This window comes from Streptomyces saintjeani (genome assembly GCF_055409605.1).
This window is the reverse complement of sequence record NZ_CP189624.1, coordinates 4,899,526-4,925,677: the sequence shown is the minus strand read 5'-3', so window position 1 is coordinate 4,925,677 and position 26,152 is coordinate 4,899,526. Positions and strand designations below refer to the sequence as shown.

The window sequence follows — 26,152 nt, the reverse complement described above, 5'->3', positions numbered from 1 at the left end:
GAAAATCTTCTTAAAGTAGGGCAATGCGCACTGGTGAGCCCCTGCCCGCGGTGGAGCAGGTCCTCGCCGCTCTCTCGACCGGCGTCTGGCACTGGTCCACGGCGTCCGGCCTCGTCACCCTCGACGCCGAGGCGGCCCGGCTGCTCGGGCTGCCCGCCGAAGAAACGGTTCTCACCGAGGCCCGGACCCGGGCCCGGCTGCACCCCGTCGACTGGAACGAGATCACCGGCGTCATCCAGCTCGCCGTCGCCGAGCGGACGCTCGCGGAGGTCCGGATCCGGATCATGGACGACCAGGGGCGGGTCGTCCGGGTCGTACGCAGCCGCTCGAAGCCGTCGTTCGATCCGGTGAAGCGCGCGTACGAGCTGATCGGCACCCTCCAGGAGGTGACCGAACCGGCGCCGGGCACCCCGGCGGGGCGGCGTGCGGTGACCGGGGACTGGCGGCGCTCGCGGGAGGCGTTCCTGCTGGACGCCGGACGCGCGCTGGCGGAGGCGCGGTCTACCTCTGAAGTACTACGGGTAGCAGCCGGGCTGTCGATGCCGGGGTTCACCCCGGACGGGCTGGCCGTCTTCGGGGTGGAGGGCGACCGGCTGACGGTGATCGGGCACCACGGGCAGCAGCCCGGCGAGGAGGCGCCCTTCACGCACCTTTCGGTGCGGACGGACTATCCCGCTGCGGAGGTAGTACGTACGGGGCGCGCGGTGTACCTCTCCTCCCCCGAGAAGTACCAGGAGCGCTACCCCCTCACCTGGCCCCTCGCGGCCCACTTCGGCCGCCGGTCCTGGGCCTTCCTGCCGCTGACCGTCGCCGGGCGGACGATGGGCGCGTGGATGGCCGCGTTCACCTACCCCGTCGCCTTCACTCCGGACGAGCGCTCGGTCCTGACGACCGTCGCCCGCATGCTGGCACAGGCCCTGAGCAGGGCGGGAGCCGCCGAGACCCAGCGCGAACTGACCGACGGCCTCCAGCGCTCGATGCTGCCGACGCTGGGCGAGATACCCGGCATGACCCTGGCCGCGCGCTACATCCCGACCGGGGGTGGCCTTCAGGTAGGGGGTGACTGGTACGACATGATCCCGCTGCCGCGCGGCGGGTTCGCGCTGGTCATCGGGGACGTCCAGGGCCACGACGTACGCGCCGCGGGTCTCATGGGCCAGCTGCGGATAGCTCTCAGGGCCTACGCCTCCGAGGGGCACCGGCCCGACGCGGTCCTCTCCCGCGCGTCCCGTTTCTTCTACGGCCTCACCCATACGGACGACTCCCCGCGCTTCGCGACCTGCTTCTACGTCGAGGTCGACCCGGAGACCGGCGTCCTGGAGACGGCCCGGGCGGGCCACCTCGACCCGGCGGTCCGCATGTCCGACGGCACGGTCCTGCTCCGCTCCACGGCGGGCGGCCTCCCTCTCGGGATCGACCCGGACAGCGACTACCCCACGTCCCGGCTCACCCTGGACCCCGGCGAGACGCTGATGCTGTGCACGGACGGGTTGCTGGAGACCGGCGGGCACGACCTGGACACGGGGTGGAAGCGGATCAGGGAGACCCTGGAGTCGTACCCGGGGACACTGGAAGGACTGGCCGACGCGCTGGTCCAGACGGTCCTCGGCCCCTCCTCCCACCACACGATCGGCCCCCTCGCCGACCGCCGCGAGGACGACATCGCCCTCCTGCTCCTCTCCCGCACCCCCGCAGGCCCCGCCGTACGCACGCTCCCCCGCCGTACGCTCCTGACGATCGCCCAGTCCGAACCCGAACGGGTCGCCGAGGCCCGCCACCAGCTGCGCGCGCTCCTCCACGACTGGCCCTCCCCCGACCAACAGGACTCCGCGGTCCTCCTGTTGTCCGAGCTCCTCACGAACGTCCTCGTCCACACCGACGCGGACGCGCTCCTCCTGGCGGAAATCACCGGCCCCCCGGGCACCCGACGCCTCCACGTAGAGGTCACCGACACGAGCGACGACCTCCCCCACAAACGCCGTCCCGGCGAACTGGCGTCGTCCGGGCGGGGGTTGGTGCTGATGGATCTCCTCGCGGACGGGTGGGGGGTGGATCCGAGGGGGGAGGGGAAGAGCATCTGGTTCGAGCTGTTCGAGGCGGGATGAGCGGGGCGGGCTGCGAGGCGCCGGCGCGTCGTAGTACTCGGGAGCCACCGGTACTACGGCTCCACCGCCACCGACTGCGCCTGTCCCTCCGTAGGAGTGAGACGGCGTACGTACCTCAGACCCCCGAAGCGATCTCGGCGATCAAGCCGCGCACCCGCTTCTCGATCTCGTCGCGGATCGGGCGTACGGCGTCCACTCCCTGTCCGGCCGGGTCGGGGAGTCGCCAGTCGAGGTAGCGCTTGCCGGGGAAGACCGGGCAGGTGTCGCCGCACCCCATCGTGATGACGACGTCCGATGCCTGGACGGCTTCCACCGTGAGCACTTTGGGGACCTCGGCCGAGATGTCGATGCCCACCTCCGCCAGCGCCTCCACCACAGCGGGGTTCACCGTGCCGGCGGGGGCGGAACCGGCGGAGCGCACCTGGACGCGGTCGCCCGCGAGGTGAGTGAGGAAGGCGGCGGCCATCTGCGAGCGCCCGGCGTTGTGGACGCAGACGAACAGGACGGACGGGGTGGTCATGGCGGGTGCCTTTCCGGTCAAGTCTGTTCAGGGTGTGGTGAGTTCGGGTTCGCCGTCCGAGGCGTACGAGGCTTCCGAGGCGCCCGTGACATCCGCGACGCCCACAACGCCTCCGACGTCCGTGCCGACAGCACCGCCCCGTTCCGCCACAGGCCGCGCGAACACAGCAGCCACCAGCCCGGCACCGACAGCCGCACCGACGACCTGAGCCACGACGAACGGCCCGACCGAAGCGGGCGCGATCCCGGCGAACGTGTCCGTGAAGGCCCGGCCGACGGTCACCGCCGGATTGGCGAACGACGTCGAGGACGTGAACCAGTACGCCGCGCCGATGTACGACGCCACGGCGACGGGACCGAAGTGCGCGCGCCCGGTCCGCGCAAGCCCGAGGACCAGCAGGACCAGCCCGGCCGTCGCGACCACTTCGCCGAGCAGCAGATGACCGGCGGAACGGTCATGGGTGGACCACCGCACCAGCGGCTCCCCGAACATCGCGTCGGCCAGCACAGCGCCCCCGACCGCACCGGCCACCTGCGCCGGGACGTACACAGCCGCATACCTCAGAGGTAGCCCTCCAGGACTACGCCGGCCGGTGAACCAGACCGCGAGCGTCACCACAGGGTTGAAGTGCGCACCGGAGACCGGCCCGAACAGCATGATGAGCACCCCCAGCCCGAACACCGTGGCCAGCGAGTTCGCCAGCAGCTGGACCCCGGCGTCGTCGGTCAGCTCCGTCGCCTGGATGCCCGAGCCGACCACCACCGCGACGAGGGCCGCCGACCCGACCGCTTCGGCGAGAGCCCGGCGTCCGAGCGGCACGTTCACGTGGCCGCCTCGGTGGTCAGGAACGCGGCGAGCCGGTCCAGCACCCCGGGAAGGACCCAGTAGTACACCCACGTCCCCCGCCGCTCGCAGTCGATCAGCCCCGCCTGCCGCAGCAGCTTCAGGTGGTGGGAGATCGTCGGCTGCGACAGGTCGAAGGCCGGGGTCAGGTCGCACACGCAGACCTCGCCGCCGGACCGGGAGGCGATCATCGACAGCAGGCGCAGCCGGACCGGGTCGCCGAGTGCCTTGAAGGTCCTGGCCAGGTCGGCCGCCTGCACGTCGTCCAGAGGCGCGGCCGTCAGCCCCGTACAGCAGTCCTGCCCGAGCACCACAAGTTCCTGCTTCGACATCCCTCTATATTGACGTCCTTCTATACAAGGCGCAAGCTTGCATCGAAGAACATCAATGCAAGCAGATGGGAGCCGTTCCATGTCCCGCGTCCAGCTCGCCCTACGCGTCAGCGACCTCGAAGCGTCGATCACCTTCTACACGAAGCTCTTCGGCACCGAACCCGCCAAGCGGCGCGCGGGGTACGCCAACTTCGCGATCGCCGAGCCGCCCCTCAAGCTCGTACTGATCGAAGGCGGTCCCGGCGAGGCGACCCGCCTGGACCACCTCGGTGTCGAGGTCGGGTCCACCGCACAGGTCGGCGCCGCGACCGGCCGCCTCAAGGAGGCCGGTCTCGCCACGTTCGAGGAGAACGACACCTCGTGCTGCTACGCCGTGCAGGACAAGGTGTGGGTGCACGGCCCCGGCGAGGAGCCGTGGGAGGTGTACGTGGTCAAGGCCGACGCCGACACGCTGGGCGGGAGCGCGGAGCCCGGCGCCGCCGGTGACGACTGCTGCACCGGCCCGGCGGCCTCGGGATGCGGCTGTAGTACCCGTACGACCTGAGAGCCACGGCCCTCGTCCACCCCGCCTCCGGAGCCCTACAGCCCGCCCTCGGACATCCCGTGCACCGCCGGGATCGACCCCAGCCGCCCCTTCTGGAAGTCCTCGAACGCCTGCTGGAGTTCGGCCTTGGTGTTCATGACGAACGGTCCGTAGTGGGCCATGGGCTCACGGATGGGACGGCCGCCCAGCAACACCACTTCCAGGTCAGGGGTGTTGGAGTCCTGCCGCTCGTCCGCACGGACCGTCAGCGAGGACCCCGTACCGAAGACCGCGGTCTGCCCCAGCCGGATCGGACGGCGGTCCGTGCCGACGGAGCCGCGCCCCGCGAGGACGTACGCGAGGCCGTTGAAGTCCTCCCGCCAGGGGAGGGTCAGCTCGGCGCCGGGGGAGACGGTCGCGTGGATCATCGTGATCGGCGTGTGCGTGACGCCGGGACCCTCGTGGCCGTCCAGCTCGCCCGCGATGACGCGGAGCAGCGCGCCGCCGTCGGGGGTGGTCAGGAGCTGCACATTGCCGCCGCGGATGTCCTGATACCTGGGAGCCATCATCTTGTCCCTCGCGGGGAGGTTGACCCAGAGCTGGACGCCGTGGAAGAGGCCGCCGGACAGGACGAGGGACTCCGGCGGCGCCTCGATGTGCAGGAGACCGGAACCGGCCGTCATCCACTGGGTGTCGCCGTTGGTGATGGTCCCGCCGCCGCCCTGGCTGTCCTGGTGGTCGAAGATCCCGTCGATGATGTAGGTGACGGTCTCGAAGCCGCGGTGCGGGTGCCAGGGCGTGCCCTTCGGCTCGCCCGGCGCGTACTCCACCTCACCCATCTGGTCCATCATGATGAACGGATCGAGACGCCGGTAGTCGATCCCCGCGAACGCCCGGCGCACCGGGAATCCCTCACCCTCGTAACCGCTCGGCGCGGTCGTGACGGCGAGCACGGGGCGCGCGACGGCATCGGCCGGCGCGGTGACACGGGGGAGCGTCAACGGGTTCTCGACGGTCACTGCGGGCATGTCGGTTCCTCCTCGGACGGCGTACGACACGACGTCGTACGACGATTTTAGTTGAACGGTGAACTTCCTGCCAGTCCCCGGAACAGCGGGCGCGCGACGGGCATTCCCGAGGCCCCCGGGGCCGTACTTCGTTGGCAAAAAATGATCGTGTATCGCGCGCAGGCTGTGTTACGGTTCCTGTGTTGCAGTTGCGGTACCCATGGACTTATGTGCGCCTGACGGGATTGCATCCTTCGGGCGCATTATTTGTTTTCCGGGCATCTCCGGATGGGGCCTCTGCTCTACCTGAAGGAGATCGTCATGGCACAGGGAACCGTCAAGTGGTTCAACTCTGAAAAGGGCTTCGGCTTCATCGAGCAGGACGGCGGCGGCCCCGACGTCTTCGCCCACTACTCGAACATCGCGACCCAGGGCTTCCGTGAGCTCCAGGAGGGCCAGCGCGTGTCCTTCGACGTCACGCAGGGCCAGAAGGGTCCGCAGGCGGAGAACATCGTCCCCGCCTAGTTGCCGGACGTAACACAAGCTCGCCGGGGTTCGCACCGTCTGGTGCGGGCCCCGGTTTGCGCTGTTTCCAGGAAGACCGCTTCCGGGAAGCCATGACTGTTTCCAGGAAGGTGGACCCCGTATGTCCCGCAGACCCCAGAGGCCGAACCGGCGTGCCTCGTCGCCCTCGCCGTCCGGCTCCTCGCGGTCGTCCGCCGCGCCGTCCGCTCCGCGCGAGTTCCGGTTGCCGGAGAGTACGACGCCGGCGCTGCCGCCCGTCGCGGACTTCGCCGACCTGGACATGCCGGCCGGGCTGCTGAAGACGCTGACCGCGCAGGGCGTCACCACGCCCTTCCCGATCCAGGCCGCCACGCTGCCGAACTCCCTCGCGGGACGCGACCTGCTCGGCCGTGGCCGCACCGGCTCCGGCAAGACCCTCGCGTTCGGCCTCGCGGTCCTCGCGCGTACGGCGGGACTGCGCGCCCAGCCGAAGTCGCCCCTCGCGCTGGTACTAGTACCTACGAGGGAGCTGGCCCAGCAGGTCACCGACGCGCTGTCGCCGTACGCGACGGCCGTCAACCTGCGTATGGCTACCGTGGTAGGGGGTCTGTCCATCACCCGGCAGGCCGACACGCTGCGGCGCGGCGTCGAGGTGGTCGTCGCGAGCCCCGGGCGCCTCAACGACCTCGTCGAGCGCGGGGACTGCGTCCTGGACGACGTACGGATCACGGTCCTCGACGAGGCCGACCAGATGACCGACATGGGGTTCCTGCCGCAGATCACCAAGCTGATCCAGAAGGTACGGCCCGACGGGCAGCGGATGCTGTTCTCGGCCACCCTCGACCAGAACATCGACCGGCTGGTCCAGCGCTTCCTGACCGACCCGGTGACGCACTCCGTCGACCCGTCGGCGGGCGCGGTGACGACGATGGAGCACCACGTCCTGCACCTCGCGGACGAGACCGACAAGAAGGCCGTCACCACGCGGATCGCCGCGCGGGACGGGCGCGTCATCCTCTTCCTCGACACGAAGCGCTCCGCCGACCGGCTCGCGAAGCGGCTCCTCGCGGTGGGGGTGCGGGCCGCCGCGCTGCACGGGGGGCGCTCGCAGCCGCAGCGCAACCGCACCCTCGACCAGTTCAAGACCGGGCAGATCACGGCGCTCGTCGCGACGAACGTGGCGGCGCGGGGCATACACGTCGACGACCTCGACCTCGTCGTCAACGTCGATCCGCCGACCGACCACAAGGACTACGTCCACCGGGGTGGCCGCACCGCGCGCGCGGGCGGTTCCGGGACCGTCGTCACGCTGGTCCTGCCGGAGCAGAAGCGGGAGGTCACGCGGCTGATGTCGGACGCGGGGATCCGGCCGCGGACGTCCCGGATCGTCTCGACGGACCCCGAGCTGTCCACGATCACGGGGGCCCGTGAGCCGTCGGGGGTCGCGGTGACCATCGAGGTGCCGCAGCCGGTGGCTGCGCCGCGGGGTACGGGTACGGGGTCCGGGTCCGGGGGGTCGTCCCGGCGTCGGCGCCGGGGTGGCGGGGGCGGGGGAGGCTCGGCATCGACCTCGGCCTCGGCCGGGGCGCCGGGCAAGAGCGAGGGGCGTGGGGGCCGGGGCAGGGGCGGTACGTCGTCGGCGAGCGCGGCGTCCTCGGGTGCTGCGGCGTCCGGTGGGCGGGGGGCCGGGGCCGGGCGGCGGGCCGGGGGTGCGGCGGGCTCGGGTGCTACGGGTACGGGGGCCGGTGCTGGTGCCGGTGGCGGCAGGGGTGGCCGGGGTGCCGGCGGCGGTACGGGGCGGCGGGGCGGCCGACGGACGTCTACCACCTGAGGGGTACGGGTACGGGGGCCCCGTTTGGAGGGCCCCTACCTGAGGGGTACGGGTATGTCAGACCCGTACCCCTGCGGAGCGATCCTCAGCCGTACATCCTGCGCATCGCGAACTCCACCATCTGCTCGACCGCCTTCGCGTCGAACACCATGCGGTGCTCGCCCTCCATGTCGAGGACGAAGCCGTACCCCGTGGGGAGCAGGTCGATGACCTCGGCGCCGGTGATGACGAAGTACTTGGACTCCTTGCCGGCGTAGCGGCGCAGCTCCTTGAGCGAGCTGAACATGGGGATGACCGGCTGCTGGGTGTTGTGCAGGGCGAGGAAGCCGGGGGTGTCGCCGCGCGGGCAGTACACCTTCGACGTAGCGAAGATCTGCTGGAAGTCCTCGGCGGCCATCTGCCCCGTGGTGAACGCCCGCACCGCGTCGGACAGCGACGGAGGCGACGGTTCCGGATAGAGGGGCGGCTGCTGACCGTACCCACCGGGCTGCTGCGGCGGCGCGTACTGCTGCTGGGCGGCACCGTCACCCATGGGCTGGCCGTATCCGTACATGGCTCCAGCCTATCGAGAGTCGGGGAGGGGCTGGGGCTCGGGCGGCCTTTGCGTGGGCCCCGTCCAGGGTCGGCCGCGCCCCTCTCCGGAGCCACGTGGAAACCGACAGCCGATCGACAGCCCCTGGCCTGGCCTGACATGGCCTCTCGCTCATAGCGTCTGACTGGGCAGACAACGCACCAGCAGAGGGACGGCCATGCAGCGACGCGACGACGACCGCCACCACCACGCCGGCGAGGAGGTTCACGAGCACGACCGGGGGCTGTCGTACGACCTTCCCGTGCTCGCCCGGCGGCGGATGATCCGGCTGGTGGCGGGGGTGGGGCTGGTGCCTCTCGTGGGGTGCAGTGCCGAGGGGGAGGATGCCCCGGCAGCGGCGGCAGGTTCGTCGACCTCGCCCGGGAGCCCGGCATCAGGCGGCACAGCCGATTCCGCCGAGTGCGCCGTGATCCCCGAGGAGACCGCCGGGCCCTATCCGGGGGACGGGTCGAACGGGGTGAACGTGCTCAAGGAGAGCGGTGTCGTGCGCAGCGACATCAGGAAGAGCTTCGGGAACTCGGCGGGGGGTACCGCTGAGGGCGTACCCCTCAAGGTCACTCTGACCGTCGTCGACTCGGACTCAGGGTGTAGTACCCCCAAGAAGGGGGCGGCCGTCTACCTCTGGCAGGCCGACCGGGCCGGGGACTACTCCCTGTACACCGAGGGTGTGACGGACGAGAACTACCTGAGAGGGGTGCAGGAGACGGACGAGAAGGGGCAGGTCACCTTCACCAGCGTCTTTCCGGGGTGCTACCCGGGGCGCTGGCCGCACATCCACTTCGAGGTGTACGGCTCCCTCGCGGACGCGACCGCGGCGACCGCGATCACGAACACCTCGCAACTGGCCTTCCCGAAGGACGTCTGCGACACGGTGTACGCGACGGAGGGGTACGGCGGCAGCGTCCCCAACCTGGCCCGTCTCACCCTGGAGAGCGACATGGTCTTCCGGGACGGGTACGACCGTCAGATGGCGGCGATGGCGGGGAGTCCGTCGGCCGGGTACACGGCCACGCTGATCGTCGCGGTGTGACCAGTCACAGTTGACCGGATCGGGGTTGCCACTTATTACCGACGGGTAGCATCATCGTAGCTACTAGCTGGTACGTGAAACCAAAGCGCGAGGAACACAGTGCCTCGCCGATCTCTTGACGGAGCCATCACCATGGGGCACTACAAGTCGAACCTCCGCGACATCGAGTTCAACCTTTTCGAAGTCCTGGGCCGCGACAAGCTGTACGGCACGGGCCCGTTCGAGGAGATGGACACGGACACCGCGAAGAGCGTCCTGTCGGAGCTGACGCGGCTGTCGGAGAACGAGCTGGCCGAGTCCTTCGCGGACGCCGACCGCAACCCTCCGGTCTTCGACCCCGAGACCAACACCGCGCCGGTCACGCCCTCCTTCAAGAAGTCGTACAAGGCGTTCATGGACTCCGAGTACTGGCGGCTCGGCCTGCCGGAGGAGATCGGCGGGACGACCGCGCCGCCGTCCCTGATCTGGGCGTACGCGGAGCTGATCCTCGGCGCGAACCCGGCCGTGTGGATGTACTCCTCCGGCCCGGCGTTCGCGCGCATCCTCTTCGACGAGGGCACCGAGGAACAGAAGAACTGGGCGCGGATCGCGGTCGAGAAGACCTGGGGCTCCACCATGGTGCTGACCGAGCCGGACGCCGGTTCGGACGTCGGCGCGGGTCGTACCAAGGCGGTACAGCAGGAGGACGGCTCCTGGCACATCGAGGGTGTGAAGCGGTTCATCACCTCGGGTGAGCACGACATGGAGGAGAACATCCTCCACTACGTCCTCGCGCGCCCCGAGGGTGCCGGACCCGGTACCAAGGGACTGTCCCTGTTCCTGGTCCCCAAGTATCACTTCGACTCCGAGACCGGCGAGCTGGGCGAGCGCAACGGCGTGTACGCCACGAACGTCGAGCACAAGATGGGCCTCAAGGCGTCCAACACCTGCGAGATGACGTTCGGCGACCGCCACCCCGCCAAGGGCTGGCTGATCGGCGACAAGCACGACGGCATCCGCCAGATGTTCCGCATCATCGAGTTCGCCCGCATGATGGTCGGCACGAAGGCGATCTCCACCCTCTCCACCGGCTACCTCAACGCCCTGGAGTACGCCAAGGAGCGCGTCCAGGGCACCGACCTCGCGGCGTTCGGCGACAAGGCCGCACCGAAGGTCACCATCACGCATCACCCCGACGTACGACGCTCGCTCATCACTCAGAAGGCGTACGCCGAGGGTATGAGGGCCCTGGTCCTCTACACCGCCTCCGTCCAGGACGCCATCGCGCTCAAGGAGGCGAACGGCGAGGACGCGAAGGCCGAGCACGCGCTGAACGACCTGCTCCTGCCGATCGTCAAGGGCTACGGCTCGGAGAAGGGGTACGAGCAGCTCGCGCAGTCGCTCCAGACCTTCGGCGGCTCCGGGTTCCTCCAGGAGTACCCGATCGAGCAGTACATCCGGGACGCGAAGATCGACACCCTCTACGAGGGCACGACCGCGATCCAGGGCCAGGACTTCTTCTTCCGCAAGATCGTCCGCAACCAGGGCGCCGCGCTGAACGGCGTCGCCGAGGACATCAAGAAGTTCCTCGCGCTGGGCACGGGCGGCGAGCAGCTCTCGGGCGCGCGGGAGCACTTGGCGAAGGCGGCCGTCGAACTGGAGGCCATCGTCGGCCTGATGCTGACCGACCTCGCGGCCACCGAGCAGGACGTCAAGAACATCTACAAGGTCGGCCTCAACACGACCCGACTGCTACTCGCGTCCGGTGACGTGATCGTCGGATACCTGCTGCTCAAGGGCGCCGCGGTCGCCGCCGAGAAGCTGGAGACGGCCTCCGCGAAGGACAAACCGTTCTACACCGGCAAGATCGCCGCCGCGAAGTTCTTCGCCGCGAACGTCCTGCCCGGTGTCACGCTGGCCCGCAAGGTCGCCTCCGGGGTGGAGCTGGACCTCATGGAGCTGGACGAGGCCGCGTTCTAATACCTGGGTACTCCCCGGGTAGTACCGGGCGGAGGGCTCGTTTCCCCACGGCGGGAAGCGGGCCCTCCCCCGTACCCGGCCCTCCCCAGCCCTCCCGACCACCGGACACCACCGGCCCTCCACGCGTCGTTAAGGTGAACCCCATGACCCAACCCGCCCGCTTCGACCGCGGCCACACCGACGATCTCAAGTCATTTCTCACGGCCAGCCCGACGCCGTACCACGCCGTGGCCACCGCAGCGGACCGGTTGGAGAAGGCCGGTTTCCGGCAGCTCACCGAGACGGAGGCGTGGGACGGCACCACGGGAGGCGTGTACGTGCTGCGCGGCGGCGCGATCGTCGCCTGGTACGTCCCCGAGGGCGCCCAGGCACATACGCCGTTCCGGATCGTCGGCGCCCACACCGACTCGCCGAACCTCCGCGTCAAGCCCCTCCCGGACACCGGCGCGCACGGCTGGCGCCAGGTCGCCGTGGAGATCTACGGCGGCCCGCTGCTCAACTCCTGGCTCGACCGCGACCTCGGCATCGCCGGCCGCCTCACCCTGCGCGACGGCTCCTCCCGCCTGGTGAACGTCGGCAGACCGCTGCTGCGCGTCCCCCAACTCGCCATCCACCTCGACCGATCGGTCAGCGCCGAGGGCCTGAAGCTGGACAAGCAGCGGCACTTGCAGCCGGTGTGGGGGCTCGGGGACGCGCACGAAGGGGACTTGATCGCGTTCCTGGAGGAGGAGGCAGGGCTCGCGCCGGGCGAGGTGACCGGCTGGGACCTGATGACGCACTCCGTCGAGCCGCCGGCCTACCTCGGCCGCGACGAGGAGTTCCTCGCCGGGCCACGGATGGACAACCTCCTGTCGGTGCACGCGGCGACCGCCGCGCTGGCCGCCGTCGCGACCCACGTCGGCGACGAACTCCCGTACATCCCCGTGTTCGTGGCGTTCGACCACGAGGAGAACGGCTCGCAGTCCGACACCGGCGCGGACGGGCCGCTGCTCGGCGGGGTCCTGGAACGCTCGGTGTTCGCGCGCGGCGGGTCGTACGAGGACCGGGCGCGGGCGTTCGCCGGGACCGTGTGCCTGTCCTCCGACACGGGGCACGCCGTGCACCCCAACTACGCGGAGCGGCACGACCCGACGCACCACCCCCGGATCAACGGCGGCCCGATCCTCAAGGTGAACGTCAACAACCGCTACGCGACGGACGGTTCGGGCCGCGCGGTGTTCGCCGCGGCCTGCGAGAAGGCGGGCGTGCCGTTCCAGTCGTTCGTGTCCAACAACTCGATGCCGTGCGGGACGACGATCGGGCCGATCACCGCCGCGCGGCACGGTATCCGGACCGTCGACATCGGGGCGGCGATCCTCTCCATGCACAGCGCGCGGGAAATGTGCGGCGTGGACGACCCGTTCCTGCTGGCGAACTCGCTGACGGCGTTCCTGGAGGGCTGAGTCCCGCTGGAGAGGTAGCTCTTGAGAGGGACTACCTGAGGGGTAGCTCCGGGGTACGACATACCCGGGGACTACCCCTCACGTACTAGTACCCCGCTCACTGCTCCCGGCAGGTCCGCGCCGCGTCACGGAACCACAGCGCGCTCGCCTTCGGCGTGCGCACCTGCGTCTCGTAGTCGACGTGCACCAGGCCGAACCGCTTCTCGTACCCGTAGGCCCACTCGAAGTTGTCCATCAGCGACCAGCAGAAGTACCCCCGTACGTCCGCCCCGGCCGCCCGCGCGAGGCCGATCGCGGCGAGGTGGTCGGCGAGGTACGCGGTGCGGTCGGTGTCCTGGATCCGGCCCGTCGCGTCGACAGGGGAGTGGCTGTCGTCGAAGGCGGCGCCGTTCTCGGTGATGTAGAGCGGCAGCGCGGGGTACTCGCGGCTGAGCCGGGTGAGGAGGGCCGTCATGCCTTCCGGGTAGATCTCCCAGGGCATCGCGGTCGAGGGCCGGTGGGTCTGCGGAACACCCTCGTAGCCGTGCGGCTCGTCGGTCGCCCGGACCACGTCCCGGAAGTAGTAGTTCACCCCCAGGAAGTCCAGCGGCTGCGCGATGGTCTTCAAGTCGCCGTCCTGGACCGGGAGTTGTGCGTCCTGCTTGGCCAGGTCCGTGAGCAGGTCGGCCGGGTAGCGGCCGAGCAGCACCGGGTCCAGGTAGATCCGCGCGCCGATCGCGTCCGCGCGCCGCGCCGCCTCGATGTCCTCGGGTGCGTCGGAGGCGGGGTGGGCGACCAACGGGTTGAGGGTGATGCCGACTTGGGAGTCCGGCACGGCCTCGCGGATTCGCTGGACCGCCAGCCCGTGGCCCAGCAGCAGGTGGTGGGCCGCCTTCGTGAAGTCCGGGAAACTCTGCCTGCCCGGCGCGTGGTTGCCGAAGTAGTAGCCCAACATGGCTGAGCAGAAAGGCTCGTTGAGAGTGATCCAGTGCTTCACGCGGTCGCCCAGCGCGTCCGCCGCGAGTCCCGCGTACTCGGCGAACCGGTGGGCGGTGTCGCGCTCCGGCCAGCCGCCGGCGTCCTCCAGCGCCTGCGGCAGGTCCCAGTGGTACAGGGTGGCCCAGGGGGTGATGTCCCTGGCCAGGAGTTCGTCCACCAGACGGTCGTAGAAGGCGATTCCACGCGCGTTGACCGGGCCCGTGCCACCGGGCTGGACGCGCGGCCAGGCCATGGAGAACCGGTAGGCGTCCAGGCCGAGTTGGGACAGCAGTCCGACGTCCTCGGGCATCCGGTGGTAGTGGTCGCAGGCCACGTCGCCGGTGTCGCCCCCGGCCACCTTGCCCGGCGTGTGGCTGAAGGTGTCCCAGACGGACGGCGAGCGTCCGTCCTCCGCGACGGCCCCCTCGATCTGGTACGCGGCCGTGGCCGCCCCCCAGACGAAGTCGGCCGGCAGCCCTCGCACCGCCTCGCTCCCCACGGGCTCCGTGCTCGTAGCGGTCATCCGTTCCGCCTCCCTGCGACGGCACGACGTACGGCGTACGGCGCCTTCCGCTCAAGGCGTCCGTCACTCTGAGGTCGTACCGCACACGACGTACGCATCCCCTTGTGGGAGCGCTCCCAAGCAGGCTTGCTCAATCCCTCATACCTGTCAAGCGGCGTAGTTTTCCGGCCAATCACGCATGCCCGCCCGCGGGGTTCGGGGCAACCGGTTGACAGGGTCGGGGCGTGCCCGGGAAGGTCATGGGAGCGCTCCCATGACGGCCCTCGAATCACTCGATTCCCCACCGGGGTCGGGAAAGTGACCGCACGTATGCCTGACCGCAATCGCGTTCTGCCCGGGTCGGTACCCGGAACTCGCTTCGTGGAGCGCGATCCTGTCCTGGCAGGCGGGCTCTGCCGGGCCCTGGGGCAACGGCTTTCGTCGCCTCTCGTGGTCGGTCTCGGCCCGACGGCCGTGTGTGGTCCCGGGTGGCCCGGGTGCGTCAGCACGTGGGTGCCGTACTGCGGCCGGGTCGGGTCGGGCCGCGTCCCGAGGCTCGCGCGCGGACTGGCTGGATCCGGTGCCCGCGTGGTGATCCTCGTCGGTGGGGGAGAAGAGCTGCCGCAGCGGGCCGTCGGGACGGTCGTCGAGGTGCTGTACGAGGCTGGCATCGGGCTCGGGTTCGTCACCGACGGCACTCGGGTCGACCGGGGTTTCGGCCGACTCGCCGGGGGTCTGTCGGGGGTGCGGGTCTTGGTCGGCGTTGGGATCGTCGGCGCGAGCCGGTCGAGCCGGTCGAGCCGGTCGAGCCGGTCGAGCCGGTCGAGCCGGTCGAGCCGGTCGAGCCGGTCGAGCCGGTCGAGCCGGTCGAGCCGGTCGAGCCGGTCGAGCCGGGGCAAACGTGGCGTGTTCCCTGGGGGTTTCGAGGGTCTGGTAGCTTTTCCGGCGTTTCCGGCGACTCCGGCGGCTTTCTCGGCGTTCCCGCCGGCTTCGGCAACACCCCCGGCACTCCCATCGACTCCGGCACCTTTCCTGGCGCCCCCATCAACTCCGGCAACACCCCCACCACCCCCTCCAACTCCCCCGCCAAGCCTGGCAGTTCCGGGTCAGCTCGGCTCTCCGGTCCTGTGGGTTCCCGGCAGCTTCCCGGGGCGGCTCCCGGGCCCGAGCACTTCGGGTTTCTCGGTGCCGTCCTCGTCGCCGACGGCGAGTTGTGGTGGCCCCGGCTCCCCGACGGTGGTCTCCCCGCGCCGGGGAGCGGTGCGCTTCCGTAACTGCTGGACGCTGGTGTCGATCCGGGTCGGCCCGGCCAACCTCCGCACTGGTAAGCCGAGTTCGACACCGGTCGCGCACGACGAACGGTTCGGTCCGGGTGCCGTACAGCACCGGATCCTCGCGTCGCTGCCGGCGGAGAGGGAGCTGAAGGGGGTGCGCCGGTGGCTTGGTTGCCTTACCGGCAGGGGGAGTTGGTGGTGGGGGACGCGGAGGCGACGGGGAGTGTGCGCAGCGCTCACGACGACACCGCCCCCGCCGACGAGACACCCCCGACCGCCAACTCCCGTAGCCCACACGGCGTCAACCTCACCGACGGCACCCCCGCCGGGAGTCCTGCGTGAACCCCCGTACCCCCGCCGGGAACCCCCTGCGAGCGCCCGCACCCCAGCCAACACCCGCACCGGGAGCCCCACATGAACACCCGTACCCCCGCCGGGAGCCCCACGTGAGCGCCACCCCCACCGGGAACCCCACGTGAACGCCCGTACCGCCAAGGGGGGACGATGGTGGCTCGTCGCCGATCCGGCCGTACGGAGTCTGATCGCCGCCACCGGTGCGGTCGGCGTCGCGGGGGCGTTTCTCGTTCCCACCGCCAGCCTGTTCCTCACGGAGGCGGTCGCCGCCACGCCCCTCATGGTCGGGCTGTTCTTCGCGGCGCGGTCGATCGCGGAGATCGGTACGGACGTTGTCGTCGGGGCCGTTTCCGATCGGCTCAAGGACCGGCGCGCGATCCTTGTGCTGACCGCGTTGCTCAACGCGTCCGGCGCGCTCTGTTACACGTTCCTGCGGGACTACGCGCTGCTGCTGGTCACCGGCATGGTCCTGTTCGGCCTCGGAGGCGCCTGCTTCGGGCAACTCTTCGCGTACACACGAGAGTTGGCGGACGACCGAGGCGTGGACGCGCCGTTCTTCAATGGCTTCCTGCGCTCGGTGACCTCGCTCGCCTGGGTGATCGGGCCGCCGCTCGCGTTCTGGATCGTCGCGCAGTGGTCGTTCGCGGTGCTGTACGCGGCGACGGCGTGCCTCTCGCTGGTCGCGGCGGTGCTGTGCCGCTGGGGTCTGCCGTACCCGCGCGCCACGGAGACGGCGGCGCCGGACGACCGGCCCCCGGGCCTGCGCGGCATGTTCGCCGGTGTCGGCCCGCGCACGCTGCTGGTGCTGGGCTCGGTCGTCCTGCTGCTCGGCGCGAACGCGATGTACCAGATCAACCTGCCGCTCCACATCACCGACGGCCTCGGTATGAGCGGCCAGTTCGCGGGTCTGCTGCTCGGTGTGAGCGCGGCGATCGAGATACCCCTGATGGTGATGGTCGGTGTCTGGGCGGAACGCCTCGGCAAGCGGCGCCTGTTGATCGCGGCGACGGTCTGCGCGACGGCGTTCTTCGCGCTGCTGCCGGTCGCCGGCACCAGCCGGGCGGCGCTGCTGGCGCTCCAGCCCCTCAACGCGGCTTGGGCGGCAGTGGCGTTGAACATCCCGGTCGTGATGCTCCAGGACAGTCTGCCGGGCCGCTTCGGCACCGCGTCGGCGCTGTACTCCAGCGCGTTCAAGGCGGGCATGTTCCTGGGCGGCCTCGCGGTCGGGACGGTCGCGACGTGGACGGGGTACACGCAGGTCTTCTGGGTGTGCGCCGGACTCACCGCGCTCGCGGGGGTGTTGGTGCTGCCGCTGCGGGCACAGGACACGGACCCGGCGCGCGCGAAGCGGAACACCGCGGCGAGGTGACCGGGCGCCTCGGGACGATCGTCCGGGCCCATCGGGCACATGGCCGCGGAGCGCACGGCAGACGTCTGCCGGGGTAGGGCGTCTCGGCGCGGGCCTGCCGCCTACCCCCGTCAGACCTGGGAGCCACCTCTCGCGGCCTACCCCCGCAGAGCTACTGGTCCATCCCCGCGAGCACCAGCGGCAACCGGTCCGCCCCGCCCTCGGTGAGGCGGACCGGCACACCCCAGTCCTGCTGGTGCACATGGCACGCCGGGTACTCGATCTCGGGGGCGTCGTCGCACGAAGCCGCCATCGCCGAGACGTGCAACACCCCCTCCGCGACCGCCGGATTCAACTCCAGCACCCGCGAGAGATCCGTCCCCGCCCCCTCCCCCGCCAGCAGCAGCTCCGGCGGAGTGGCCGACACCAGCAGTCGCGTCGAAGGCCCGTACCGCGTGTCCAGCTTCTGCCCCGCCGGTGCCTGGAACACGACGTCCAGCTGGAGCTTCCCGGCGGACACCTCCGTCGCCGCGCGCTGCGTGCGATGCGCGACCGCCTCGACCCGCACCGCCTCCTCGGGCAGCCGCAGCCGCGTGAGCCGGTGCCGGGCCGACTCGACGACGACCAGGTCGTCCCCGACCAGCACCGCGTCGGACGGCTCGCGCAGATCCGTCGCGAGGGTCGTCACCTCACCGGTCGCCGGGTCGTACCGGCGCAGCGCGTGGTTGTACGTGTCGCTGATCGCCACCGAGCCGTCGGGGAGGGCCGTCACCCCCAGCGGATGCTGGAGCAGCGCCTGACCGGCGGCGCCGTCCCGGTGACCGAAGTCGAAGAGACCGGTTCCGACCGCCGTGTGAACGTTTCCGTCCGGATCGACCCACCTGAGGGCGGACGTTTCGGAATCGGCCAGCCACAGCCGATCACCCGTCGCCGCGAGCCCCGACGGCTGCGCGAACCACGCCTGCGCGCCGGGCCCGTCCACGAGCCCCTCGTTGGTCGTTCCGGCCGCGACGGCGACGGTCCCCGCGACCGGGTCGTACGCCCACAGCTGGTGCACGCCCGCCATGGCGATCCACACCTTGCCCCCGAAGAGCGCGACGTCCCACGGCGAGGAGAGGTCGATCTCGCGCGCGGGCCCCGAGGTGGGCGACCCCTGCCACCACTGCCGACCGGTCCCGGCGAGCGTCGTGACGGCCCCGGTCGCGAGGTCGACGCGGCGCAGCGCGTGGTTGACGGTGTCGGCGACGACCACCGCCCCGTCGTCCAGCAGCGCGAGCCCCTGCGGCTCGCTGAAGGCCGCCTCGGCGGTCCCGTCCGCGAACCCGCGCGCGCCGGTGCCGATCCGGCGTACGACGATCTCGCCGTCCTCCGCCAGCTCCACGAGCTGATGCCGGGTCGTGTCGCTGACCAGGAAGTTCCCGGACGGCAGGAGGAGCGCCTTGCCGGGGAAGCGCAGGGCCGTCGGCTCGGGCTCGGGCGCGACGTACGGGCCGTCCCCGCGCCGCAGCGTGCCCTTCGCGCCGTGCTCGGCCTCCAGCTCGGTCACCAGGCGCTCGATCGCGTGCACATGCCCCTCGCCCCCGTGCTGCGCGACGACGTACCCCTCCGGGTCGATCACCACCAGCGTCGGCCACGCGCGCACCGCGTACTGCTTCCACGTCGCCAGCTCCGGGTCGTCCAGCACCGGGTGCTCCACGCCGTACCGCTCCACCGCGTCCACGACCGCCTGGTGCTCCGCCTCGTGCACGAACTTCGGGGAGTGCACGCCGATCACGACGACCGTGTCCGCGTGCTTCTCCTCCAGCTCGCGCAACTCGTCCAGGACGTGCAGGCAGTTGATGCAGCAGAACGTCCAGAAGTCGAGAATCACAATGCGCCCGCGCAGGTCGGACAGGGTGTACTGGCGGTCGCCCGTGTTCAGCCAGCCGCCCTTGCCGACCAGCTCGGGGGCCCGGACGCGCACGCGGCGCGGAGTGGTGTCGCTCATGCTCTCAAGGGTGCCACCGGCCACTGACAGTCACGACAGCGCGTGCCCCCTCGTCGCGTCCACGTGGTCCGGGACCTCCTCGTGCCGGTCCCCGACGGTCGACGTGCCGGTCGGTTCGAGGAGCAGGATGTCGGTCGGGACGGGCGCGTACGGCTTGTGCTCCACCCCGCGCGGGACGGTGAAGACGGAACCTTTCTCCAGGACGACGGTCCGCTCACCCGCGGGCTCCCGCAGGGAGATGTGCAGCTCCCCCTCGATCACCAGGAAGAACTCGTCGGTGTGGTCGTGCGTGTGCCAGAGGTGCTCTCCCTCGACGTGGGTGACGCGTACGTCGTAGTCGTTGACCGACGTGACGATGCGAGGACTCCACTGCTGGTCGAAGGAGGCGAGGGCGGCGGCTAGGGAGATCGGCTGAGTGCTCATGCCGATCATGCTCGCCCTGGCCGGCCGCCCCTCACGAGTGCTAGGAATCGCACATGCCGCAAGGATCCTCGCAGCCGAAGCCACCGACCCTGCCGACCCAGCCGCCCCGACCGCACCGCGTCGTCCTGATCGTCGACGACAACTCCAACCCCTTCGAGATGAGCTGCGCGATCGAGATCTTCGGCCTGCGCCGCCCCGAACTCGGCCGCGAGCTGTACGACTTCGCCCTCTGCGCGGCCGACCCGCACACGCGTATGCGCGACGGCTTCTTCACGCTCACCGGAGTGGCCGGCCTGGAGGCCGCCGAGGACGCGGACACGCTGATCGTCCCGAACCGCCCCGACGCGCTCGTCCCGCGCACGCGTACGGTCCTCGACGTGATCCGGCGCGCGCACGCGCGAGGAGCGCGGCTGGTCGGCTTCTGCTCGGGCGCGTTCACGATCGCCGAGGCGGGTCTCCTGGACGGCAGACGCGCCGCGTGCCACTGGATGTGGCAGGAGTCGTTCCGGGCACGCTTCCCGCGCGTACGGCTCGAACCGGACGTCCTGTTCGTCGACGACGGCGACATCCTCACCGCCTCCGGCAGCGCCTCCGCGCTGGACCTCGGCCTGCACGTCGTACGGCGGGACCACGGCGTGGAGATCGCCAACGCGGTGTCCCGGCGTCTCGTGTTCGCCGCCAACCGCGACGGCGGCCAGCGCCAGTTCGTCGAACGTCCCCTCCCGCACGTCCCCGACGAATCCCTCGCCCCGCTCCTGGAGTGGGCCCAGGAGCGCCTCGGCACCCCCCTGACGGTCGCCGACCTCGCCACCCGCGCCTCCGTCTCCCCCGCGACCCTCCACCGCCGTTTCCGCGCCCAGCTCGGCACGACGCCCCTCGCCTGGCTCACCGGCGAACGTGTCGCGCTCGCGTGCCGGCTGATCGAGCGCGGCGAGGAACGGCTGGACGTCGTCGCCGCGCGCGCGGGCCTGGGGACGGCGGCGAACCTCCGCGCACGCGTACGGCACGCGACCGGACTGAGCCCGTCGGCGTACAGGCGGCGTTTCGGACCCGGCGGCGGGGAAGCCGTACCGGCATGAGATTCCTGGTACGCGACCGGCTCCTCGGCTTCGGCGAGGACTACTGGATCGAGGACGACCGAGGCCAGAAGGTGTTCCTGGTCGACGGCAAGGCGATGCGGCTGCGGGACACGTTCGAGCTGAAGGACACGCGCGGGCGCGTCCTGATCGACATCCACCAGAAGATGTTCGCCCTGCGCGACACGATGGTGATCGAGCGGGAGGGTGAGCCGCTGGCGACCGTCCGCCGCAAGCGCCTGTCCCTGCTGCGCAACCACTACCGCGTGTCCCTCGTCGACGGCACCGACCTCGACGTCAGCGGCAAGATCATGGACCGGGAGTTCGCCGTCGAGTACGACGGTGAGCTGCTCGCGGTGATCTCCCGGCGCTGGCTGCACGTGCGCGAGACGTACGGCGTGGACGTCGTCCGCGAGGACGCGGACCCGGCGCTGCTGATCGCGGTGACGGTGTGCGTGATCCACCTGGCGGAGAAGGAGCGCGAGGACGGCTGATCCTCAGCCGACCCGGCGCCACAGACCCCGGCCGGCCGGCCCACGCCTCACCGCTCCGGCGTAGCCAGCCCCAGCATCCGGTCCTTCAACGCCGGAAACACCTCCCGCGTCTCCCCCACCCGCCCCGGCTCGAACTCCACGGTGAGGACCTCCTCACCGTGGCCCGCCTCCCCCACCACGACCCCCCACGGATCTACCACGATCGAGTGACCCGCCTGGGGAACCCCGGCATGCGTCCCGGCCGTTCCACAAGCAAGGACGAACGCCTGGTTCTCGACAGCCCGCGCCTGAGCCAGCAGCGTCCAGTGGGACCGGCGGCGCTCCGGCCAGCCCGCCGACAGCACCAGGGTCTCGGCGCCCGCGTCGACGAGACCGCGGAACAACTCGGGGAACCGGAGGTCGTAGCAGGTGGCAAGACCCACGACGGTGTCAGGCAGACGGACGGTCACGAGTTCGCGCCCCGCGCCCATCAACACGGCCTCGCCCTGGTCGAAGCCGAACCGATGGATCTTGCGGTAGGTCGCGGCGAGGTCACCGCTCGGTGAGAAAAAGAGGGAGGTGTTGTAGAGAGCCCCATCGGACCCCCGCTCGGGAATCGACCCGGCGTGCAGCCAGACCCCCGCATCGGCGGCGGCCTTGGCCATCACGTCGTACGTCGCGCCCCGCAGCTCCTCGGACTCGGCCCCGAACAGCTCGTACGCGAACGCCCCGGTGGTCCACAGTTCAGGAAGGACGACGAGATCGGAGTCACTGCACGCACGTACGAGAGCGGCGACCCGCACCCGCCGGTCTTCGACCGATTCGCCCTCGTCCACGGCGACTTGGATCAACGAGGCGCGCACACTACCACCGTCCTGGCATTCGAGCAGTCCACATCGGCCTACGATCGTCACACGAAAGCACTGCCGGGGGCGACCACAGCAGCGTAACTTAGCGTGCTAAGACGCCACCCGACAGCAGCCGACAAACCTCCCGCTGGCAACGCCGCCACCGACCGCCGCCCGTGTACCGACCGCCGAGGGGTCCCGTTCCGTGAGTCTGCATCCCACCCTCCAGCCCTACGCCGACGCCTGGACGCACTCCATAGAAGCGATAACCGAGCTGGTGGAGCCGCTGGTGGAGGCGGACTGGAACCTCCGTACGCCGTGCCCCGGCTGGTCGGTGAGGGACGTCGTCTCGCACGTCATCGGCCTGGACTGCGAGATGTACGGCGACCCGCGCCCGATCCACTCCCTCCCCCGCGACCTCTTCCACCTGACGACCGACCTCCAGCGGTACATGGAGGTCCAGGTGGACGTCCGCCGTCACCACACCTCCCCGGAGATGACGTCGGAGCTGGAGTACACGATCATCCGCCGCAACCGCCAGCTGCGGAACGAGAACCGCGACCCCGCGGCGAAGGTCCGCGGCCCGCTGGGCACGGAGCTGACCCTCGAAGCGTCCATGCGCTCCCACGCGTTCAACGTCTGGGTCCATGAACAGGACCTCCGCGCGGCCCTCAACCGCCCCGGCAACCTCGACTCCCCCGGTGCGCACATCGCCCGTGACGTCCTCCTCGACGCGCTCCCCGCGATCGTCGCCGAGAAGTCGAACGCCCCCCGCAGCTCGGCGATCGTCTTCGACATCACCGGCCCGGTCGAGTTCCTGCGCACGATCCGCGTCGACATGCAGGGCAGGGGCACCCTGGAGACGGTCCCCGCGCTGGGCCCCGCCGCCTCCTTCGTCCTCGACTGGGAGACGTACGTCCGGCTGGCCTGTGGACGCGTCACCGTGGACACCGTCGCCGACCGCGTCAAGGCGGAGGGCGATCCGGAGCTGACGGCGGCGATCCTCAGAAACTTCACGGTCACGCCGTAGCGGGTACGGAGGCCAAGGCGGGCGGTCATATGAACGCCCGCGCCGGCCCCGTACACCGCCGCCCACGCCGGCCTCTTCGCACCGCCGGCCCCGTACCCGGCCTACGCCGGAACGTGCACCGTCTCCACCCGGGACGCCACCAACCGCTCCCGCTCCCGCCGCGCCGCCCGCTTCCGCAGCCGCAGCACCTGACCGATTCCGATCGCCTGGAGAACGAAAACGAACGAGAACGCGATCCCGTAGTTGTCGTCGGTCGCGTCGAGCAGGACGCCGATCGCGAACAAAGTGGTCATCGACGCCGTGAAGCCGCCGATGTTGGTGATGCCGGAGGCGGTGCCCTGCCGCTCGGGCGGGTTCGCGGGGCGCGCGAAGTCGAAGCCGATCATGGACGCCGGTCCGCAGGCGCCGAGGACGACGCAGAGCAGGACGAGCACCCAGGTCGGCGCGTGGTCGCCGGGGTAGCCGATCGCGAGGGCCCACGCCACGGCCGTAGCCGTCACGGTCCCGAGCGCCAGCGGGAGGCGCGCCTCGTGGTGCCGGGCGATGAGCTGGCCGTACACCACGCCGAAGACCATGTTCGACAGGACGACGAGGGTCAGCAGCCCGCCCGCCGCACCGCGCGTCAGCCCCTGGCCCTGGACCAGGAACGGCATCCCCCACAGCAGCAGGAAGACCATCGCCGGGAACTGGGTCGTGAAGTGCACCCACATCCCCAGCCGCGTCCCCGGCTCGCGCCAGGCGGTGGCGATCTGGCGGCGGACGTACGCGGCGCCCTGATGCGGCATCGGACCGGGCTCGTACCCGTCCGGACGGTCCTTCAGGAACAGCACCAGCGGCACGAGGACGACGATCCCGAGCCCGGCGCTGCCCGCGAACGCGGCGGTCCAGCCGACGCCGTGCAGGAGCCGGGCGATGACCAGCGTGGACACCAGGTTCCCGGCGACCCCCGCGAGCCCGGCGAGCTGCGCGACCATCGGGCCGCGCCGCGCGGGGAACCAGCGGCTGCCGAGCCGCAGGACGGAGATGAAGGTCATGGCGTCGCCGCAGCCGAGCAGCGCGCGCGACGCGAGGGCGGTGCCGTACGTCGGCGACAGCGCGAACCCGAGCTGTCCCGCCGTGAACAGCACGACGCCGATGGTCAGCACCCGTTTCGTACCGAGCCGGTCGACGAGCAGGCCGACCGGTATCTGCATCCCGGCGTACACGAGGAGCTGGAGGATCGAGAACGTCGACAGCGCGGAGGCGCCGACGTGGAAGCGGTCGGCGGCGTCGAGGCCGGCGACCCCCAGCGACGTACGGAAGATGACCGCGACGAAGTAGACCGACACTCCGATGGACCACATGACGACAGCGCGGCGCCCGCCGGGCGGGTCACCCGGGAGAGTGGAGTTCCTCACCGGACATCGCCCCGGGCGAGGTGCGCGAACCAGTCGACGTGGCGGCAGACGATGGATACGGCGGCCTCGGCGTCGCCGGACCGCAGCGCGTCGAGGATCTGCTCGTGCTCGACGAGGGACTTGGCGATCCGGTCGGGGTGGGAGTGCATGATCGCGACGCCCATCCGCAGCTGCCGGTCGCGGAGTTGGTCGTAGAGCCGGGTAAGAATCTCGTTGCCGCCGCTGCGGACGATCTCGGCGTGGAAGCACCGGTCGGTGACGGCCGCGGCGGCCAGATCGCCGCGCCCCGCCTCCTCCTTCTGCCGCTCCAGCAGCTCCGCGAGCCGCGCGATCAGGGCCGCGGGCGCGGGGACCGCCTTGCGTACGGCGTGCTTCTCGATCAGGAGCCGGGTCTCGACGACGTCGGCGATCTCCTGCGCGGAGACCGGCAGGACCAGCGCGCCCTTCTTCGGATACAGCCTGATCAGGCCCTCGACCTCCAGGCGCAGCAGCGCTTCCCTGACCGGGGTCCGCGAAACCCCTACGGCGTCGGCGAGTTCGCCTTCGGTGAGGAGGGTGCCGCCCTCGAAGCGGCGGTCCAGGACGCCCTGTTTGACGTGGGCGTAGACGCGTTCGGCGGCGGGTTGCTTGATGGCGGGCGCGGGTGGGGCTGACGGCATGCGGACAGGATAGATACAACACGTACGCAAGAGGGGAACCGTTTCACCATGCGGACGGTGATCTTGTCCGGAAATCCCATCTTCCTCAAGAGATTCAAAATTCCCGGAAGCAGACGCACAACTTTCTGTGCTAGGTACGTGTCACAGGTGTGCGGCCACTGCTCTTCCCCCCACCCAACCTGGCCGCAATCAGGGGCATTTCAACGTAATCGGGGTATTTCAGTTGATAACCGCACTCAAGGGCAAGCCGGTCCGCAGAGCCGCCGCCGTCACCGCGACGGCCGTCGCGATGCTCGCGACCGGCGCCCTCGCCGCGGCTCCCGCGCAGGCCGTCACCGCGCCCACCATCGCGGCGCAGACCGGTTTCGTCATGAACAACGCGACCGGCAAGGCGTTCGGGAAGCTCGCGGACAAGCAGATGTCCACCGGCTCGACCACGAAGGTCATGACCGCCGCCGTCGTCCTGTCTCAGCCGAAGCTGAACCTGAACGACAAGGTCACGATCCAGATGGCCTACAGCGACTACATCGTCAAGAACAACGCGTCGTCCGCGAAGCTGATCGTGGGCGACAAGGTGACCGTCCGTCAGCTGCTGTACGGGCTGATGCTGCCGTCCGGCTGCGACGCCGCCTACGCGCTGGCCGACAAGTACGGCACGGGATCCACCCGTGACGCGCGCGTCAAGAACTTCATCTCCAAGATGAACGCCAAGGCGAAGACCTTCGGCATGAAGAACACCAAGTTCGACTCGTTCGACGGCATCGGCAACGGCAACAACAAGTCGACCGCGCGGGACCTGTCGACCCTCGCGAAGAACGCGCTCAAGGACGCGAACTTCCGGGCGATCGTGAAGACCAAGTCGTACACGGCCACGACGGTCACGAAGACCGGCACCAGCCGGAAGATGGCCGCGTGGACCAACACGAACACGCTGCTGTCCAGCTACAGCGGCACGATCGGGGTCAAGACGGGGTCGGGTCCGGAGGCGAAGTACTGCCTCGTCTTCGCGGCGACGCGTAACGGCAAGACCATGGTCGGCACGGTCCTCGCGTCGACCAACGCGACGGTCCGCGCGCAGGACGCGACGAAGCTGCTCAACTACGGGTTCGCGAACCTGAAGTAGGTCATGCACGAGG

The 26,152-nt window shown here is 70.4% G+C and carries 25 protein-coding genes; 13 read left to right on the top strand and 12 right to left on the bottom strand.

Annotated elements, in window-relative coordinates:
• The first annotated feature begins 23 nt into the window (after positions 1-23).
• Positions 24-2,105 carry an ATP-binding SpoIIE family protein phosphatase gene (locus ACQCO7_RS22460; RefSeq protein ID WP_464073533.1) on the top strand — a complete coding sequence of 694 codons (2,082 nt, stop codon included), beginning with the start codon at positions 24-26 and terminating at the stop codon, positions 2,103-2,105.
• Positions 2,106-2,220: 115 nt separating this feature from the next.
• On the opposite strand, the gene ACQCO7_RS22455 is transcribed toward ACQCO7_RS22460, so the two are convergent.
• The 3 genes from ACQCO7_RS22455 to ACQCO7_RS22445 are packed head-to-tail and all read right to left on the bottom strand — an operon-like array spanning position 2,221 to position 3,800.
• Positions 2,221-2,625 carry an arsenate reductase ArsC gene (locus tag ACQCO7_RS22455; protein WP_464073532.1) on the bottom strand — a complete coding sequence of 135 codons (405 nt, stop codon included), beginning with the start codon at positions 2,623-2,625 and terminating at the stop codon, positions 2,221-2,223.
• Between the two features lie 27 nt (positions 2,626-2,652).
• Positions 2,653-3,450, bottom strand: coding sequence for an aquaporin (locus ACQCO7_RS22450; RefSeq protein WP_464073531.1), 798 nt, complete (start codon positions 3,448-3,450; stop codon positions 2,653-2,655).
• Complete coding sequence (locus ACQCO7_RS22445; RefSeq protein WP_464073530.1) at positions 3,447-3,800, bottom strand: ArsR/SmtB family transcription factor; 354 nt, start codon at positions 3,798-3,800, stop codon at positions 3,447-3,449. Before ACQCO7_RS22445 ends, ACQCO7_RS22450 begins: the two co-directional genes overlap by 4 nt.
• Positions 3,801-3,879: 79 nt before the next feature.
• Here ACQCO7_RS22445 and ACQCO7_RS22440 point away from each other — a divergent pair, with 79 nt between their 5' ends.
• Positions 3,880-4,344, top strand: coding sequence for an ArsI/CadI family heavy metal resistance metalloenzyme (locus ACQCO7_RS22440; RefSeq protein WP_464073529.1), 465 nt, complete (start codon positions 3,880-3,882; stop codon positions 4,342-4,344).
• A 35-nt stretch (positions 4,345-4,379) separates the two neighbouring features.
• Here the strand turns inward: ACQCO7_RS22440 and ACQCO7_RS22435 are convergent, their stop codons facing one another.
• Positions 4,380-5,351 carry a pirin family protein gene (locus ACQCO7_RS22435; RefSeq protein WP_464073528.1) on the bottom strand — a complete coding sequence of 324 codons (972 nt, stop codon included), beginning with the start codon at positions 5,349-5,351 and terminating at the stop codon, positions 4,380-4,382.
• Positions 5,352-5,651: 300 nt separating this feature from the next.
• Between ACQCO7_RS22435 and ACQCO7_RS22430 the strand changes: the two genes are divergently transcribed.
• Positions 5,652-5,855: a cold-shock protein gene (locus ACQCO7_RS22430; protein ID WP_007502648.1), complete on the top strand. Its 204-nt coding sequence runs from the start codon at positions 5,652-5,654 to the stop codon at positions 5,853-5,855.
• A gap of 121 nt (positions 5,856-5,976) precedes the next feature.
• Complete coding sequence (locus ACQCO7_RS22425; RefSeq protein ID WP_464073527.1) at positions 5,977-7,665, top strand: DEAD/DEAH box helicase; 1,689 nt, start codon at positions 5,977-5,979, stop codon at positions 7,663-7,665.
• A gap of 85 nt (positions 7,666-7,750) precedes the next feature.
• Here ACQCO7_RS22425 and ACQCO7_RS22420 read toward each other — a convergent pair whose 3' ends face one another.
• Complete coding sequence (locus ACQCO7_RS22420) at positions 7,751-8,218, bottom strand: SseB family protein (protein WP_409115549.1); 468 nt, start codon at positions 8,216-8,218, stop codon at positions 7,751-7,753.
• A gap of 196 nt (positions 8,219-8,414) precedes the next feature.
• Between ACQCO7_RS22420 and ACQCO7_RS22415 the strand changes: the two genes are divergently transcribed.
• The 3 genes from ACQCO7_RS22415 (at position 8,415) to ACQCO7_RS22405 (ending at position 12,688) form a co-directional block, all read left to right on the top strand.
• Positions 8,415-9,287 (top strand): dioxygenase family protein, encoded by an 873-nt coding sequence (locus ACQCO7_RS22415; RefSeq protein WP_464073526.1) that lies wholly within the window; start codon positions 8,415-8,417, stop codon positions 9,285-9,287.
• Between the two features lie 132 nt (positions 9,288-9,419).
• On the top strand, positions 9,420-11,246 hold the full coding sequence (locus tag ACQCO7_RS22410; RefSeq protein WP_464073525.1) for an acyl-CoA dehydrogenase: 1,827 nt from the start codon (positions 9,420-9,422) through the stop codon (positions 11,244-11,246).
• A 143-nt stretch (positions 11,247-11,389) separates the two neighbouring features.
• Complete coding sequence (locus tag ACQCO7_RS22405; RefSeq protein ID WP_464073524.1) at positions 11,390-12,688, top strand: M18 family aminopeptidase; 1,299 nt, start codon at positions 11,390-11,392, stop codon at positions 12,686-12,688.
• A 97-nt stretch (positions 12,689-12,785) separates the two neighbouring features.
• On the opposite strand, the gene ACQCO7_RS22400 is transcribed toward ACQCO7_RS22405, so the two are convergent.
• Together ACQCO7_RS22400 and ACQCO7_RS22395 are read right to left on the bottom strand one after the other, a co-directional pair.
• A complete protein-coding gene (locus tag ACQCO7_RS22400; protein WP_464073523.1) occupies positions 12,786-14,168 on the bottom strand; it encodes a GH1 family beta-glucosidase in 1,383 nt (460 codons plus the stop codon).
• Between the two features lie 1,085 nt (positions 14,169-15,253).
• Entirely contained in the window at positions 15,254-15,460 is a 207-nt protein-coding gene (locus ACQCO7_RS22395; protein WP_464073522.1) for a hypothetical protein, read from the bottom strand.
• 123 nt (positions 15,461-15,583) lie between these two features.
• Between ACQCO7_RS22395 and ACQCO7_RS22390 the strand changes: the two genes are divergently transcribed.
• Both ACQCO7_RS22390 and ACQCO7_RS22385 read left to right on the top strand, forming a co-directional pair.
• Complete coding sequence (locus tag ACQCO7_RS22390; protein WP_464073521.1) at positions 15,584-15,763, top strand: hypothetical protein; 180 nt, start codon at positions 15,584-15,586, stop codon at positions 15,761-15,763.
• 133 nt (positions 15,764-15,896) lie between these two features.
• The gene (locus ACQCO7_RS22385) at positions 15,897-17,144 is read left to right on the top strand and encodes a sugar efflux transporter (protein ID WP_464073520.1); all 1,248 of its coding nucleotides are present in this window, start codon (positions 15,897-15,899) and stop codon (positions 17,142-17,144) included.
• A gap of 151 nt (positions 17,145-17,295) precedes the next feature.
• On the opposite strand, the gene ACQCO7_RS22380 is transcribed toward ACQCO7_RS22385, so the two are convergent.
• The gene (locus ACQCO7_RS22380) at positions 17,296-19,110 is read right to left on the bottom strand and encodes an NHL domain-containing thioredoxin family protein (protein WP_464073519.1); all 1,815 of its coding nucleotides are present in this window, start codon (positions 19,108-19,110) and stop codon (positions 17,296-17,298) included.
• 30 nt (positions 19,111-19,140) lie between these two features.
• A complete protein-coding gene (locus ACQCO7_RS22375) occupies positions 19,141-19,533 on the bottom strand; it encodes a cupin domain-containing protein (RefSeq protein WP_464073518.1) in 393 nt (130 codons plus the stop codon).
• Positions 19,534-19,586: 53 nt separating this feature from the next.
• Here ACQCO7_RS22375 and ACQCO7_RS22370 point away from each other — a divergent pair, with 53 nt between their 5' ends.
• Entirely contained in the window at positions 19,587-20,612 is a 1,026-nt protein-coding gene (locus ACQCO7_RS22370; RefSeq protein WP_464073517.1) for a helix-turn-helix domain-containing protein, read from the top strand.
• Entirely contained in the window at positions 20,609-21,103 is a 495-nt protein-coding gene (locus ACQCO7_RS22365; RefSeq protein ID WP_409115575.1) for an LURP-one-related/scramblase family protein, read from the top strand. Before ACQCO7_RS22370 ends, ACQCO7_RS22365 begins: the two co-directional genes overlap by 4 nt.
• A gap of 47 nt (positions 21,104-21,150) precedes the next feature.
• Here the strand turns inward: ACQCO7_RS22365 and ACQCO7_RS22360 are convergent, their stop codons facing one another.
• Positions 21,151-21,945 (bottom strand): carbon-nitrogen family hydrolase, encoded by a 795-nt coding sequence (locus tag ACQCO7_RS22360; protein WP_464073516.1) that lies wholly within the window; start codon positions 21,943-21,945, stop codon positions 21,151-21,153.
• A gap of 190 nt (positions 21,946-22,135) precedes the next feature.
• Between ACQCO7_RS22360 and ACQCO7_RS22355 the strand changes: the two genes are divergently transcribed.
• The gene (locus tag ACQCO7_RS22355) at positions 22,136-22,960 is read left to right on the top strand and encodes a maleylpyruvate isomerase family mycothiol-dependent enzyme (RefSeq protein ID WP_464073515.1); all 825 of its coding nucleotides are present in this window, start codon (positions 22,136-22,138) and stop codon (positions 22,958-22,960) included.
• A gap of 101 nt (positions 22,961-23,061) precedes the next feature.
• Here the strand turns inward: ACQCO7_RS22355 and ACQCO7_RS22350 are convergent, their stop codons facing one another.
• A complete protein-coding gene (locus ACQCO7_RS22350; protein WP_464073514.1) occupies positions 23,062-24,303 on the bottom strand; it encodes an MFS transporter in 1,242 nt (413 codons plus the stop codon).
• 50 nt (positions 24,304-24,353) lie between these two features.
• Positions 24,354-25,016, bottom strand: a complete 663-nt coding sequence (locus ACQCO7_RS22345) for a GntR family transcriptional regulator (protein WP_464073513.1) — start codon at positions 25,014-25,016, stop codon at positions 24,354-24,356.
• Between the two features lie 223 nt (positions 25,017-25,239).
• Between ACQCO7_RS22345 and ACQCO7_RS22340 the strand changes: the two genes are divergently transcribed.
• Positions 25,240-26,139 (top strand): D-alanyl-D-alanine carboxypeptidase family protein, encoded by a 900-nt coding sequence (locus ACQCO7_RS22340; protein ID WP_464073512.1) that lies wholly within the window; start codon positions 25,240-25,242, stop codon positions 26,137-26,139.
• Positions 26,140-26,152: the final 13 nt, after the last annotated feature.

Excerpts from the sequence above, each read along its gene's own strand:
- ACQCO7_RS22425 (WP_464073527.1), top strand. The coding sequence starts at position 5,977 with ATGTCCCGCAGACCCCAGAGGCCGAACCGGCGTGCCTCGTCGCCCTCG.
- ACQCO7_RS22460 (WP_464073533.1), top strand. The coding sequence starts at position 24 with ATGCGCACTGGTGAGCCCCTGCCCGCGGTGGAGCAGGTCCTCGCCGCT.
- ACQCO7_RS22370 (WP_464073517.1), top strand. The coding sequence starts at position 19,587 with ATGCCGCAAGGATCCTCGCAGCCGAAGCCACCGACCCTGCCGACCCAG.
- ACQCO7_RS22350 (WP_464073514.1), bottom strand. The coding sequence starts at position 24,303 with ATGTGGTCCATCGGAGTGTCGGTCTACTTCGTCGCGGTCATCTTCCGT.
- ACQCO7_RS22365 (WP_409115575.1), top strand. The coding sequence starts at position 20,609 with ATGAGATTCCTGGTACGCGACCGGCTCCTCGGCTTCGGCGAGGACTAC.
- ACQCO7_RS22430 (WP_007502648.1), top strand. The coding sequence starts at position 5,652 with ATGGCACAGGGAACCGTCAAGTGGTTCAACTCTGAAAAGGGCTTCGGC.
- ACQCO7_RS22345 (WP_464073513.1), bottom strand. The coding sequence starts at position 25,016 with ATGCCGTCAGCCCCACCCGCGCCCGCCATCAAGCAACCCGCCGCCGAA.
- ACQCO7_RS22375 (WP_464073518.1), bottom strand. The coding sequence starts at position 19,533 with ATGAGCACTCAGCCGATCTCCCTAGCCGCCGCCCTCGCCTCCTTCGAC.
- ACQCO7_RS22455 (WP_464073532.1), bottom strand. The coding sequence starts at position 2,625 with ATGACCACCCCGTCCGTCCTGTTCGTCTGCGTCCACAACGCCGGGCGC.
- ACQCO7_RS22380 (WP_464073519.1), bottom strand. The coding sequence starts at position 19,110 with ATGAGCGACACCACTCCGCGCCGCGTGCGCGTCCGGGCCCCCGAGCTG.
- ACQCO7_RS22435 (WP_464073528.1), bottom strand. The coding sequence starts at position 5,351 with ATGCCCGCAGTGACCGTCGAGAACCCGTTGACGCTCCCCCGTGTCACC.
- ACQCO7_RS22405 (WP_464073524.1), top strand. The coding sequence starts at position 11,390 with ATGACCCAACCCGCCCGCTTCGACCGCGGCCACACCGACGATCTCAAG.
- ACQCO7_RS22410 (WP_464073525.1), top strand. The coding sequence starts at position 9,420 with ATGGGGCACTACAAGTCGAACCTCCGCGACATCGAGTTCAACCTTTTC.
- ACQCO7_RS22415 (WP_464073526.1), top strand. The coding sequence starts at position 8,415 with ATGCAGCGACGCGACGACGACCGCCACCACCACGCCGGCGAGGAGGTT.
- ACQCO7_RS22400 (WP_464073523.1), bottom strand. The coding sequence starts at position 14,168 with ATGACCGCTACGAGCACGGAGCCCGTGGGGAGCGAGGCGGTGCGAGGG.
- ACQCO7_RS22420 (WP_409115549.1), bottom strand. The coding sequence starts at position 8,218 with ATGTACGGATACGGCCAGCCCATGGGTGACGGTGCCGCCCAGCAGCAG.
- ACQCO7_RS22440 (WP_464073529.1), top strand. The coding sequence starts at position 3,880 with ATGTCCCGCGTCCAGCTCGCCCTACGCGTCAGCGACCTCGAAGCGTCG.
- ACQCO7_RS22445 (WP_464073530.1), bottom strand. The coding sequence starts at position 3,800 with ATGTCGAAGCAGGAACTTGTGGTGCTCGGGCAGGACTGCTGTACGGGG.